Origin of the sequence: Streptomyces noursei (assembly GCF_016917755.1) — a bacterium.
Taxonomy (GTDB): domain Bacteria; phylum Actinomycetota; class Actinomycetes; order Streptomycetales; family Streptomycetaceae; genus Streptomyces; species Streptomyces yunnanensis.
Window position 1 is genome coordinate 5,112,913 of record NZ_CP070326.1, and the last position, 12,049, is coordinate 5,124,961.

Annotated in this window: 12 protein-coding genes; 5 read left to right on the forward strand and 7 right to left on the reverse strand. The window is 70.7% G+C overall.

Features of this window, described 5'->3' with window-relative positions:
* Positions 1-6 precede the first annotated feature (6 nt).
* From JNO44_RS22550 to JNO44_RS22560, 3 genes are read right to left on the reverse strand one after another with little or no spacing between them, the layout of a single operon-like run.
* Entirely contained in the window at positions 7-1,182 is a 1,176-nt protein-coding gene (locus JNO44_RS22550) for a cystathionine gamma-lyase (protein ID WP_205365845.1), read from the reverse strand.
* The gene (locus JNO44_RS22555) at positions 1,179-1,745 is read right to left on the reverse strand and encodes a low molecular weight protein-tyrosine-phosphatase (protein WP_205365846.1); all 567 of its coding nucleotides are present in this window, start codon (positions 1,743-1,745) and stop codon (positions 1,179-1,181) included. Before JNO44_RS22555 ends, JNO44_RS22550 begins: the two co-directional genes overlap by 4 nt.
* 3 nt (positions 1,746-1,748) lie before the next feature.
* The gene (locus tag JNO44_RS22560) at positions 1,749-2,126 is read right to left on the reverse strand and encodes a phage holin family protein (protein ID WP_205365847.1); all 378 of its coding nucleotides are present in this window, start codon (positions 2,124-2,126) and stop codon (positions 1,749-1,751) included.
* A gap of 48 nt (positions 2,127-2,174) precedes the next feature.
* On the opposite strand from JNO44_RS22560, the gene JNO44_RS22565 reads away from it, so the two are divergent.
* The 4 genes from JNO44_RS22565 to JNO44_RS22580 all read left to right on the forward strand — a co-directional run bounded on the left by JNO44_RS22565 (position 2,175) and on the right by JNO44_RS22580 (position 4,667).
* A complete protein-coding gene (locus JNO44_RS22565) occupies positions 2,175-2,492 on the forward strand; it encodes a cupin domain-containing protein (protein ID WP_039634631.1) in 318 nt (105 codons plus the stop codon).
* Positions 2,493-2,679: 187 nt separating this feature from the next.
* Complete coding sequence (locus JNO44_RS22570; RefSeq protein ID WP_180990457.1) at positions 2,680-2,913, forward strand: DUF5326 family protein; 234 nt, start codon at positions 2,680-2,682, stop codon at positions 2,911-2,913.
* Positions 2,914-3,363: 450 nt separating this feature from the next.
* Positions 3,364-4,140, forward strand: coding sequence for an IclR family transcriptional regulator (locus JNO44_RS22575; RefSeq protein ID WP_205365848.1), 777 nt, complete (start codon positions 3,364-3,366; stop codon positions 4,138-4,140).
* A gap of 104 nt (positions 4,141-4,244) precedes the next feature.
* The gene (locus JNO44_RS22580; RefSeq protein WP_205365849.1) at positions 4,245-4,667 is read left to right on the forward strand and encodes an SsgA family sporulation/cell division regulator; all 423 of its coding nucleotides are present in this window, start codon (positions 4,245-4,247) and stop codon (positions 4,665-4,667) included.
* A 147-nt stretch (positions 4,668-4,814) separates the two neighbouring features.
* On the opposite strand, the gene JNO44_RS22585 is transcribed toward JNO44_RS22580, so the two are convergent.
* Positions 4,815-6,152: a YibE/F family protein gene (locus tag JNO44_RS22585; RefSeq protein ID WP_205365850.1), complete on the reverse strand. Its 1,338-nt coding sequence runs from the start codon at positions 6,150-6,152 to the stop codon at positions 4,815-4,817.
* Between the two features lie 221 nt (positions 6,153-6,373).
* Here JNO44_RS22585 and thiC point away from each other — a divergent pair, with 221 nt between their 5' ends.
* Positions 6,374-8,161 carry a phosphomethylpyrimidine synthase ThiC gene (gene thiC, locus JNO44_RS22590; protein WP_240167616.1) on the forward strand — a complete coding sequence of 596 codons (1,788 nt, stop codon included), beginning with the start codon at positions 6,374-6,376 and terminating at the stop codon, positions 8,159-8,161.
* 156 nt (positions 8,162-8,317) lie between these two features.
* Here thiC and JNO44_RS22595 read toward each other — a convergent pair whose 3' ends face one another.
* The 3 genes from JNO44_RS22595 to JNO44_RS22605 form a co-directional block, all read right to left on the reverse strand.
* The gene (locus tag JNO44_RS22595) at positions 8,318-9,199 is read right to left on the reverse strand and encodes a hypothetical protein (RefSeq protein WP_205365851.1); all 882 of its coding nucleotides are present in this window, start codon (positions 9,197-9,199) and stop codon (positions 8,318-8,320) included.
* Between the two features lie 209 nt (positions 9,200-9,408).
* A complete protein-coding gene (locus JNO44_RS22600) occupies positions 9,409-10,506 on the reverse strand; it encodes a metallophosphoesterase (protein WP_240167617.1) in 1,098 nt (365 codons plus the stop codon).
* 280 nt (positions 10,507-10,786) lie between these two features.
* Positions 10,787-11,887 (reverse strand): LacI family DNA-binding transcriptional regulator, encoded by a 1,101-nt coding sequence (locus tag JNO44_RS22605; RefSeq protein WP_205365852.1) that lies wholly within the window; start codon positions 11,885-11,887, stop codon positions 10,787-10,789.
* Positions 11,888-12,049: the final 162 nt, after the last annotated feature.

A 12,049-nucleotide genomic window follows, 5' to 3' on the forward strand; every position in this document is an offset into this window, starting at 1 on the left:
GCGGTGTTACGCCTTCGCCGCGTCCAGCGCCCGCAGCACGTCGGCGACCAGATCTTCCGGGTCCTCGACGCCGACGGAGAAGCGGATGAAGCCCTCCGGCACGTCGTCGCCGCCCCAGCGGCCGCGCCGCTCGGCGGTGGAGCGCACGCCGCCGAAGCTGGTCGCGTCGTCCACCAGCGTCAGCGCGGTCAGAAAGCGCTCCGCATGTGCCCGGTCCGGGAGGACGAAGGACACCACGCAGCCGAAGCGGCCGGGGCGCATCTGTCGGACGGCGAGCGCATGGGACGGGTCCGACGGCAGGCCGGGATGGCGCACCCCGGTGACCTCGGGGCGGTCGGCCAGCGCGGTGGCCAACGCCATCGCTCCCTCGGCCTGCTGGCGGACGCGCAGCGCCAGGGTGGCGAGCGAGCGGTGCGCGAGCCAGCTCTCCATGGGGCCGGGGATCGCGCCGACCGTCTTGCGCCACAGCCGGACGCCGTCGGCCAGCGCCGGATCCCGGGTGCTGACGTAGCCCATCAGGACATCGCCGTGGCCGGTCAGCGCCTTGGTGCCGCTGGCGACCGAGAAGTCCGCGCCCAGGTCCAGCGGGCGCTGGCCGAGCGGGGTGGCGAGGGTGTTGTCCACGGCGACCAGCGCACCGCGGGCGTGTGCCGCGTCGGCCAGTCGCCGGATGTCGTAGACGTCGAGCCCCGGGTTGGAGGGCGTCTCGATCCACAGCAGTCGCGCGCCGTCGAGGACGTCCGGTTGGGCGTCGTGGGTGCGATCAACGGAGGCGTGCGGCGCGCTCGTTGAGGCGCGACCGTCGGTTGACGGGCGGGCGGTGCGGACCTCGATGCCGTAGCTCTCCAGGCGGGTGCGGACGGCGGGCAGCAGCTGATAGCCGTCGCCGGGGAGCACCACCGCGTCGCCGGCGCGCAGCTGGGAGAAGAGCACCGCGGTGATCGCCGCCATCCCGGAGGCGAAGGCGACGGTGTGCGCGGGTTCGCCCGGCGACTCCAGTTCGCCGATGGCGGCTTCCAGCCGGGTCCAGGTGGGGTTGTTGTCGCGGCCGTAGGTGTACGGGCCGGCGGCCTCGCCTGGCAGGTGGAAGTGGGCGGCGAACACCGGGCCGGGGAGGGCCGGTTCGTAGGCCGCCGGCTCCGGGAGCCCGGCCCGCACGACGCGGGTGCCGTCGCCGGTCATGCGCTCTCCTTGTGGTGGGGGTGGTGCAGGCCCGGCCGGGGCTCGGCCGGGCCCGGAGCGCCGGAGGTGACCTCGGCGCGGACCGCCTCCAGGAGGCCGTCGCAGGCCGTCTCGATCATCTCCAGGCACTCCTCGAAGCCGGCGAAGCCGCCGTAGTACGGGTCCGGCACATCGAGGTCCGCGGGATCCGAGGCCGGGCCGGTGCGGCAGCTGTAGGAGCGCAGCAGGCGGACCTTGGCGGCGTCCTCGGGGGTCGGGGCCAGCCGGCGCAGCTCGCGCAGGTGGCCCGCGTCGAGTGCGATGACCAGGTCGCGCCGGGCGAACCAGGAGGCGCGGAACTGCCGGGCGGTGTGCGCCGTCGGATAGCCGCCGGCGTGCAGCACGGCGATGGTGCGGGGGTCGGCTCCGTCGCCCTCGTGCCAGCCGCCGGTGCCGGCGCTGTCGATCTCGACGAGCCCGTCGAGTCCGTCCTCGGCGATCCGGGCACGGAAGACGGACTCGGCGATCGGCGAGCGGCATATGTTGCCGGTGCAGACGAAGCAGACACGGTAGCGGGTGGTCAAGCGTCAGTCCTTGTCGGGAAGGATCACGTGCATCGCCCAGGAGACGATGGAGACGATCACGCCGCCGAGCAGCGCCGTCCAGAAGCCGTCCACGTGGAAGGCGAGGTCGGCCTTGCCGGCGACCCAGGAGGTCAACAGCAGCATCAGCGCGTTCACGACCAGCGTGATCAGGCCGAGCGTGAGGATGAACAGGGGGAACGAGAGCACCTTCACCACGGGCTTGACCAGGAAGTTCACCAACCCGAAGATCAGCGCCACCAGGACCAGCGTGAACACCTTGCGGCCGGTGTTCTCTCCGGTGAGCGTGACGCCTTTGAGGAGCCAGATGGCCACGGCCAGGGCCGCGGCATTGGCGAGCGTCTTGACCACGAAATGCTTCATGGTGAGATCGTCGCAGACGACTGCTTACTGGTGAGAGGTGCGAACGGGATGAAGGCTTTCCGGCTGGATGAACTGGAAGCGGAACGGCTCGCGAACAACGGCGCGTATCTGCAGTTCCTCCGGGAGCGCACCATGTCGGTCGGGCTGTACGGGCTGGACGCCGGCACCGTCGATCCGCAGCAGCCGCACGCCCAGGACGAGGTGTATCTGGTGGTGAGCGGCCGAGGGGCGATCACGGTGGGGACGGAGACGGAGTCGGTGGCCCGCGGCAGCGTGGTCTATGTGCCCGCTGGGGTGCCCCACAAGTTCCACCACATCAGCGAGGACCTCCGGGTCGTGGTGGTGTTCTCTCCGCCCGAAAGCTGAGGGACGGACCCCGGAACCCGTAGGGGTCGGCTCAGGGGCGAGCCGGGGCTGTCGGGCCCCCATGGCGCCCTCAGGCGCCCTAGCATCGTTGGTGTACAGGGGAACCGGAGACGCGGAGACCGCGGACGGTGCCACCGGAGCGGCAGAGACCGACAACAGCGCGACAGACAGAAAGCAGGGCAGAGCAGTGGCTGGTAAGGGGATACTCGCAGGACTTCCGTGGTGGGTCACCTGGGTCGTGGTGCCCGTCATCCTGATCGCCGTCTTCGGCGGGCTGATCGCCACCGCGGTCGGCTTCCTGGTCAGCCTGCTCTTCAAGGTGCTGATCGCGGCAGCCCTGATCGCCGGCGTCATCTATCTCGTGCGCAGGTTCACCGGTTCCTCGTCCTCGTCCTCGTCCTCGTCGAAGAGCGACTGGTAGGCCGAGCCCCTGACCGACCGGTCCTGTCCGACCCGCACCGTCCGAAGACGCCCTGCCCCCCGCTCGGGAGCAGGGCGTCCGGCGTTCGGCGTCCCCCACCGACACACCCATCGCCGCGTCGAACGTGGGTCGGAAAGCGGCTCGTTCACTGTTTCCGCGCGCCGGACGCCCGAGGCGTTCCCCCTGTTCACCAACGGTGTGTGCGTTGCTCCGTAGAGTCATCGCGCCCAGGGGGACGTGGACGGCCGGGTTAACTCCCGGGCTTTCGGCTCCCGTTCCGGATCGCCCGGGTTACAGTGCGGACGCAGGCGTCTTCCGGAGGTTGGCGTTCCGGAATGTACCGAGTGATCGGCCGGGCGTCGGGTGGGACGTCCTGGGAGACGCGCGGTCGCGGGAGCGGGTCCTGTGGCCGGGGCCGCGGGACCATGGCGCTCGGACCTGGGGGTTGCGTTGGCGATCGGCAACGACCAATCCAGCTCGCATCCCACCCTGATCGGGTCGGTGCAGCGGGCGCTGCGGCTCCTGGAGGCGGTGGCCGCGCACGCGGACGGGGCGCCCGCCAAGCAACTGGCCAGGGAGGCCCAACTTCCGCTCCCCACGACCTACCACCTGCTGCGGACGCTGACCCACGAGGGCTATCTCCGCCGGGAGAGCGGTGTCTTCGTCATCGATGAGGGCGCCGAGTCCATCGGTCGGGCCGGGGCCCGGCGGCGGCAGCGCCGGCAACTGGCCGACGTGCTGGCCGTGGCCGGCCGCGAGCTCGGCGCCGCCGTCTACTTCGCCGTCTACCGGGAGGGCGAGGTGGAGGTGGTGGCGATAACCGACGATCCGGCGCGGCCGCCCGTCGAGGAATGGGTCGACTTCCGGTCCAGCGCCCATACCCACGCGATCGGGCAATGCCTCCTGGCGCAGCTCGACGAGGCGTCCCGGAAAGAACATCTTGCCCGCTATCCCGTGCAGTCGATAACGCCTTTTTCGGTGCGCTCCGAGAACGATCTTCTCAGTCGGTTGGCTACGGTGCGTCGCGGCCAGGTCGCCTACGACCGTCAGGAATATGCCTTGGGCACGGTGTGCTCGGCGATCCCCATCCGGGTCGGCTCGGCCGCCGCGACGCTGGCGGTTTCCCTTCCGGCGAAGGAGGTGCACCGATTGCAGCCAGTTACGGAACGACTACGGAAAATGGCGGAGGAGGTACTAACGACACTCGCCTTCTCTATCAGTATCTGAAAACTCACTCCTTGTGATCTGCCTGCCTGTGACCGACGATGGCGTCAATAGGGCTTCCGGGGATGATTCCCGGCCATCTCCGATCAAGTGCGGGGCAGTGGTTGATGAACGACGCGATTCAGGCAGAAGTGATCATGAGCTTCCTCGTCTCGGAGGAGCTCGCCTTCCGGATTCCGGTGGAGCTGGACTTCGACAGCGCCGACCCCTACGCCGTCCGGCTCACCTTCGATCTCCCCGGCGATGCGCCCGTGACCTGGGTGTTCGGCCGTGAGCTGCTGCTGGACGGGCTCAGCCGGCCGGCCGGCGAGGGGGACGTCCGGGTCGAGCCGACCTCCCCCGAGCACCTCAGCGATGTCTACATCAGCCTGCAAGTCGGCGCCGAGCGCGCCCTGTTCCGGGCCAGTGCGCCGCCGCTGATCGCCTTCCTGGACCGCACGGACCGGATCGTTCCGCTCGGCAAGGAGGAGGTCTGCGACACCCTGGAGGCCGCGCTGGACCGGATCCTGACGGAGGCCCCGGCCGGCTGATCCCGCCGGCCGCCGGCCCGTTCATCCCACGCCGCCCCACCTCACCGCCGACCGGCCGGCCGTCGGCGCCCCTGCCCCGCTGCATCGACGCCCGCCCACCGCGTTCACCCGCCCCGACCCGCTCCCTCCGTGCTGCCTGCCGCGCGCTCAGCGCTTACGGCGCCGTCCGTGTGCCGCGCGCCGCCCTCCGCGCCCCCCGGCGGCCGGCGCCAGCCCCGCCGCACTCGGCACGGGGCGGTCCGCCGCGACCACCAGTGCCGCCAGCAAGGTGGTCACCGGCACCGAGGCGACCAGCCCGATGCTGCCCACGAGCGTGCGGACGATCTCCTCCGCGACCACCTCGCTGGTGGCGACCGTGCCGACGCTGCTCTGTGCGATGGAGAACAGCAGGAGCAGCGGCAGCGAGGCGCCCGCGTAGGCCATGACGAGGGTGTTCACCACGGAAGCGATGTGGTCCCGCCCGATCCGCATCGCCGCGCCGTACAGCTTCCGCCAACCCGCCGTCGGGTCGGCCTCCTTCAGCTCCCAGACCGCGGCCGTCTGCGTCACCGTCACATCGTCGAGCACCCCCAGCGAGCCGATGATGATGCCCGCCAGCAGCAGACCGCGGATCTCGATGTTCGGGTACAGCCCGTGCACCAGACCGGTGGTGTCGTCCGTATTGCCGGTCAGCAGCGCCCAGTTGATGAACACCGTGCCCAGCAGCCCGATGAGCAGCAGCGAGGCGAGGGTGCCGAGCACCGCCACGGACGTGCGGGCGGTCAACCCGTGGCACATATAGAGCGCGATCAGCATGATCGCGCTGCCGCCGATCACCGCCACCACCAACGGATCGGAGCCCTGGAGGATCGCCGGGAGGATGAACAGCGTCAGCACGCCGAAGCTGGCGGCCAGCGCCACCAGTGCCAGCACCCCGCGCAGTCGACCGACGATCACCACGGCACCGGCGAAGATCGCGGCCAGCATCCACATCGGCACGGTGCGGTCGACGTCCGTCACCGCGTACTGCAGATCCTTCGGCGCCTTGGGGGAGTAGGAGACGACGACGTCCTGGCCCGTCGTGTAGTGCCGCAGGGCGTCCGGCGTCACCACCGTCTGGAAGGTCCGGCCGGCGTTCTCGCCGGTCGTGACCTTGACCGTCACTTGCTCACAGGGTTTGCCCGGGGCCGCTCCCCCGGCCGGTGGTTGGCCTCCGGGTGCGGTGGGCTGCGGCTGCTGCGCGGCGTGCACCGCCGCGCAGTCCACTTCCTCGACCTTGATGATCCGCGCCTGCTCCGTGGGCTGGTCGAAGCCCACGCCGGACGGCTTGTGCGGGGGCGCACCGCCCGGCCACAGAACGATCAGGCCGACCGCCACCGCCGCCGCGAACGGGATCAGGACGGCGGCGATGACCTTGCGCAGATGCCGGGAGACGGGGGCGGCCGGCCCATGGCCGTGCGCGTGCGCGTGGCCGGCGGCGGGATGCGGGGCGTCGGGAGGGCTCACCGCCCGATCATCGCAAGAAGCGGTGGGCCCCCTGTTCACATCGCCGCATCGGCCGCTACCGTGGTGACACCTTTGCAATCGCGGGAGCTCGGAGCACCGGGCTGAGAGGGCGCTGACCTCCGTCCCAGCGGTGTTTCACGTGAAACACCGGACGACGGAAGCCGCTGCGTCGACCGCCGAACCTGTTACCGGGTAATGCCGGCGTAGGGAGTTGGGTCTATATGACTCTGCAGGATGCACGCACGCCTGAAAACGGCCCGACCGACGGCGAAAAGTCGCAAATCGGCTGGCACAAGGGCTATGTCTCCGGAACGCGTCCCGACCTCCGGGTCCCGGTCCGGCGGGTGCACCTCACCAACGGCAAGCACGTGACGCTCTACGACACGTCAGGGCCGTACACCGACCCCCAGATCGAAACCGACGTCCGCCGCGGCCTGGCCCCGCTGCGGGAGAACTGGATCATCGCCCGGGGCGACACCGAGGAGTACGCGGGCCGTCCGATGCGGCCCGAGGACGACGGGGTCAAGCACACCTCACCGCGCGGTGGCCTCCGGAACCTCGACGCGGTCTTTCCGGGCCGTCCGCGTCAGCCGCGCCGTGGTCGGGACGGTGCCCCGGTCACCCAGCTCGCATACGCCCGGCGCGGCGAGATCACCGCGGAGATGGAGTACGTCGCCGTCCGCGAGAACGTCTCCCCCGAATTCGTGCGGGACGAGATCGCGGCCGGCCGCGCGGTGCTGCCGGCCAACATCAACCACCCGGAGATCGAGCCGATGATCATCGGCAAGAACTTCCTGGTGAAGGTCAACGCCAACATCGGCAATTCCGCGGTCACTTCCTCGATCGAGGAGGAGGTGGAGAAGATGACCTGGGCGACCCGCTGGGGCGCCGACACCGTCATGGACCTCTCCACCGGCCGCAACATCCACACCACCCGCGAGTGGGTGCTGCGCAACTCCCCCGTCCCGATCGGCACCGTCCCCCTCTACCAGGCGCTGGAGAAGGTCGACGGCAAGGCCGAGGAGCTGACCTGGGAGATCTACAAGGACACCGTCATCGAGCAGGCCGAACAGGGCGTCGACTACATGACGGTGCACGCCGGTGTGCTGCTCCGGTACGTCCCGCTCACCGCCAACCGCAAGACCGGCATCGTCTCCCGCGGTGGTTCGATCATGGCGGCCTGGTGCCTGGCGCACCACCAGGAGTCGTTCCTCTACACGCACTTCGAGGAGCTCTGCGAGATCCTCGCCGCCTACGACGTCACCTACTCCCTCGGTGACGGTCTGCGGCCCGGCTCCATCGCGGACGCCAACGACGAGGCGCAGTTCGCCGAGTTGAGGACCCTCGGAGAGCTGAACACCATCGCCAAGCGGCACGGCGTGCAGACCATGATCGAGGGCCCGGGCCACGTCCCGATGCACAAGATCAAGGAGAACATCGACCTCCAGCAGGAGATCTGCGAGGAGGCCCCGTTCTACACGCTCGGCCCGCTCACCACCGACATCGCGCCCGCCTACGACCACATCACTTCCGGCATCGGCGCCGCGATGATCGCCTGGTGGGGCACCGCGATGCTCTGCTACGTCACGCCCAAGGAGCACCTGGGCCTGCCGGACCGCGACGACGTCAAGACCGGCGTGATCACCTACAAGATCGCGGCCCATGCGGCGGACCTCGCCAAGGGCCACCCGGGCGCCCAGGATTGGGACGACGCGCTCTCCGACGCGCGCTTCGAGTTCCGCTGGGAGGACCAGTTCAACCTGGCCCTCGACCCGGACACCGCCCGCGCCTTCCACGACGCGACACTGCCCGCGGAGCCGGCCAAGACGGCCCACTTCTGCTCGATGTGCGGGCCGAAGTTCTGCTCGATGAAGATCAGCCGAAGCATCACGGAGCAGTTCGGCGGCGGCGAGGGTGCGACCCCCGAGGAGGTCAAGGCCGGGATGCTGGAGAAGTCCAAGGAGTTCGCGGCGGCCGGCAACCGGGTGTACCTGCCCATGGCTGACTGAGGAAGGTGAGGGGCAGGCCGTGAAGTGGCCGGACCTGCCCCGCTTTCCTTCCCGCCCTCACGGTGAGCGCCGGCGGATGGCCGAGGCGGAGGGCAGCGCCCGTGCCGCCGTGGGCGGACGGCCCGGGTTCCTGCTGCTCGGGTGTCCGCCGCTCCGCTACTCGGGCCGGTGGTCCGGACCGCCGTAGTCCGGGCTGGTGAAGTCCGGGCTGGAGTAGCGCGGACGGGACCAGGAGGTGCCGGCGTCGGGGCTGCTGAACCGCGGGCGGGTGTAGCCGAGCGTGGGGGTGCGGCGCTCAGGGGCCGCCACGGGGCGGGGGACGTACTGGACCGGATCGTCCGAAGGGTCGGCCGAGGGATCGGCCAGCGCCTCACGGAGGAAGGGCAGCAGTCCGCGGTCCAGCAGGGCCTGTCGCCAGGTCTCGCGGGCGCTGTCCAGCGCGGCGGCCCGCGCCTCGGCCGCGGTGTCCCGGGAGACGCCGTTGCGCAGCGCGGTGACGACCACGCAGCCCATGGCGACCAGCGCACCGGCGGCGGCCAGCGCGGCGAAGATCCAACCGACGCTGACCAGCGGCCGGGAGACGGCCGGGTCCGGGTCGACGGCAAGCAGCACATAGCCGATGACGAGGAAGAGGACGGCCGCGATCCCGGCGAGCACCGGAACGAGGACGGTGGCCATCGCCGCAAGCCCGAAGCCGGTCGTCTCGGCGGCCGGGTCGTCGTCCGCGGTGGCCGGTCCGGTCTGCTCGTCAGAGGTCTGGTCCGCTGACGGAGTGCCCGCACCGGCGGCGGACGCGGCGGGCGCCGGTGCGCGCAGCTCGGCACGCAGCTGTATGTAGCGTTGGTATTCGGCCGTCGCGCAGGCGGCGATCGCGCTGGTCGCGCTGAGCGCCATCGTGCGCAACTGCTCGGTGCTGAGCCGGTTTCCGGTGGTGGCGGTGAGGCCGTCCGGGCGGTGTGCGGCGGTACGCAGCGCGTCATCAAGGATCCGCGCGAATTCCGCGCGGTCCTCGTTCAGCAGGTGCGGAGCGCTGTTCATGTGGATCCCCCGATGCTCCGTAGGGCCGTACGGGCCGGCCAGGGCCGGGCGCCGGGCGGGAACGGAGGAGAGCCTGCTACGGATAGACCGATGGTAGAGGGCCTCCGGCGCAGGGTGACAGAGAGTTTGCGGAATTTGCGGGATGGTGTGACCGGAACCCGCCGCGGCATGTCACCCGACGGAGCGGTATCCGCGCCTCCGGCGAACCGTCACCCGACCAGGGGGAGTTGGCAGACCAGCAGCTTTCCGGCCATCGTGATACCGCCGTCCATCGCGATGGCCAGACCGTCGGCGTAGACGTGCGGACCGTTCACCGCGATGCCGTCGCCCTCGCCGTCCTCCGCGCCGACCTCGCCCAGCAGGTACGGGATCGGGCTGTGGCCGTGCACGACGCGGTGGCCGCCGTAGGCGTCGAGGAGTTCGCGGACGGCCTGCCCGCCGGCGGCCTCGTCGCGGAAGGCGAATCGCTTGGTGAACTTGCGGAAGAGGTCCCAGACTTCGTCGGCGTCGCTGCGGGTCAGCACCTCGTGGACGGTGTCGTTGACCGCCTCGATCGAGTCGCCGTATTCGAGGTAGGCGGTGGTGTCGGAGTGCACCAGCAGGTGTCCGTCCTCCTCCATCACGGCGTCCAGGCGGGCCATCCACTGGAGGTGGTGGTCCTCCAGCCGGTCCATGTCGGTCTTCTGGCCGCCGTTGAGGAGCCACGCGGCCTGGAAGGAGGCGGTGCCGGCGCCGGACTGGACGGGGGTGTCCCCGAACCGCTTGGCGCCCAGCAGCAGCAGCTCGTGGTTGCCCATCAGGGCCTTGCAGTAGCCGCCGGCCGCGGCGGCCTCGGCGGAGAGCTGCATGACCAGGTCGATGACGCCGATGCCGTCCGGGCCGCGGTCGGTGAAGTCGCCGAGGAACCAGAGCCGGGCGTTGCCGGCCGCCCAGGTGCCGTCGGCGTCGATCAGCCCTTCGGCCTCCAGCGCGGCGCGCAGCTCCTCGTAGTAGCCGTGCACGTCGCCGACGACGTACAGCGGGCCAGGGCCGTCGGGAGTGGGTGACGGCTCCTGGGCCGGCACCACGGACGGGTGGTCGACGAGGGTGTCCGTGCGACTGATGACCGGCAGGTCGCGGGCGGTCGGGGTGTACGCCTCGGGCAGCTGCACCGGGAGTGCCGGGGGTCCCCCCTGCTCGACCGGCGTCGAGAGCTCGGGGGAGGGCGGCGCGACCGGGGGCGCGGCGGACGGGTGGAGCGGCTGCCCGGCCGGCGGTCCCGCGGGGGCTCCGGGCGGTGGAACGGACGCCGGAGGTTGTGCCCCCATGGTCCACACCATGGGTCCCTGACTGGCCCCCTGAGTCATCGACCCCTCCACCGTTGCGCCGCCGTGCACCTCTCGGACCTTGCCTGGTCGACGGCGGTCCGCGGTGTCGTGCGCCCATCATAGGAACGCCGCTCGCGGGTTGTGACGCACCCGGGGGTGATCAATCCCGCGAAGCCCGGTGTTCGCGATGGATTCCTCCCGAGATCGCCCTGTTTTTTCCTCGGTCGAGCGGGCGCCCGGAGAGCGCCCGTACGCCCGGTCCGTCGTGCCGGCGGCACGCTCAGTCGCCGGCCGGGCCGCGTGGCGGGCTGACCGTCGTCCGCGGGGAGCGTCGCTGGGAGGAGGTTCGCACGATCAGGTCGGTCGGTATCACCTGCTCGATGGGGCAGCTGTCGTCGAGGCCCTCGATGGCGTCGATCAGGATCTGGACCACGGCGGTACCGATGCGCCGCGGCTTGAGGGAGAGCGTGGTGATCGGCGGATCGGTGGTGGCGTACACGGTGGACTCGCTGCAGCAGACCAGCAGCAGATCGTCCGGCACGCGTAAACCGTAGCGGCGGGCCGCGGCGAGCAGGTCGGTGCCGTTGGGGTCGAAGAGCCCGTAGACCGCGTCCGGCCGGTCGGGGCGGGCCAGCAGCCGGTCCGCGGCCACGGCGCCCGCGCGCGGGTCGTAGGCGGGATAGGACTCGTAGACCGGGTCCTGGCCGACCCGCTCGCACCAGTTGAGGTATGCGGTGGTCGACAGTCGGGTGTAGGTGTCGGTGGTGGTGCCCGTGAGCAGCCCGATGCGGCGGGCGCCGGCCTCGGCGAGGTGGTCGAGCAGACCGAGGACGGCCGCCTCGTGATCGTTGTCGACCCAGCCGGTGACCGGGAGGGAGCCGCCGGGGCGTCCGTCGGAGACGACGGGGATGCCGTGCCGGACGAGCTCGGTGACCACGGGGTCGCCGTCGGCCGGGTCGATCACGACGGTGCCGTCGAGGGCGACGTTGGACCAGACGTCGTGGCGGGAGGTCGCGGGCAGGATGACCAGGGCGTATCCGCGGGCCAACGCGGCGGAGGTGGCGGCTCTGGCCATCTCGGCGAAGTACGCGAACTCGGTGAAGGTGAAAGGTTCATCCCCGTAGGTGGTCACGGTCAGACCGATGAGGCCCGACTTGCCAGTACGGAGGGTGCGGGCGGCGGCGGAGGGGCGGTAGCCCAGCCGGTCGGCCACCTCGCGGACGTGGCTACGGGTGGCGTCCGGAAGCCGGCCCTTGCCGTTGAGCGCGTCGGAGACGGTCGTGATCGATACACCGGCTGCGGCGGCCACGTCCCGGATACCCGCGCGTCCCAGTCGGCGACCGGTCGACCGGCCCACCTGGTGCTTCCCTGCTGCTGTCATGGCGAGCCGATAGTAGGGCTCGGTACGGCCATTCGCGGTGGACCCACGACGGCGTTGAGAAGGTACGTTTCTGCATGGCAACTGACCCTCAATTGCCTTCAAATGTAAGGGTGTTGTCGCCCTTTCGGATTGTTCAAGGGGAGGGGTAGCCGCTCCGCCTGG

Excerpts from the sequence above, each read along its gene's own strand:
- JNO44_RS22550 (WP_205365845.1), bottom strand. The coding sequence starts at position 1,182 with ATGACCGGCGACGGCACCCGCGTCGTGCGGGCCGGGCTCCCGGAGCCG.
- JNO44_RS22560 (WP_205365847.1), bottom strand. The coding sequence starts at position 2,126 with ATGAAGCATTTCGTGGTCAAGACGCTCGCCAATGCCGCGGCCCTGGCC.
- JNO44_RS22565 (WP_039634631.1), top strand. The coding sequence starts at position 2,175 with ATGAAGGCTTTCCGGCTGGATGAACTGGAAGCGGAACGGCTCGCGAAC.
- JNO44_RS22580 (WP_205365849.1), top strand. The coding sequence starts at position 4,245 with ATGAACGACGCGATTCAGGCAGAAGTGATCATGAGCTTCCTCGTCTCG.
- thiC (WP_240167616.1), top strand. The coding sequence starts at position 6,374 with ATGACTCTGCAGGATGCACGCACGCCTGAAAACGGCCCGACCGACGGC.
- JNO44_RS22595 (WP_205365851.1), bottom strand. The coding sequence starts at position 9,199 with ATGAACAGCGCTCCGCACCTGCTGAACGAGGACCGCGCGGAATTCGCG.
- JNO44_RS22600 (WP_240167617.1), bottom strand. The coding sequence starts at position 10,506 with ATGGGGGCACAACCTCCGGCGTCCGTTCCACCGCCCGGAGCCCCCGCG.
- JNO44_RS22605 (WP_205365852.1), bottom strand. The coding sequence starts at position 11,887 with ATGACAGCAGCAGGGAAGCACCAGGTGGGCCGGTCGACCGGTCGCCGA.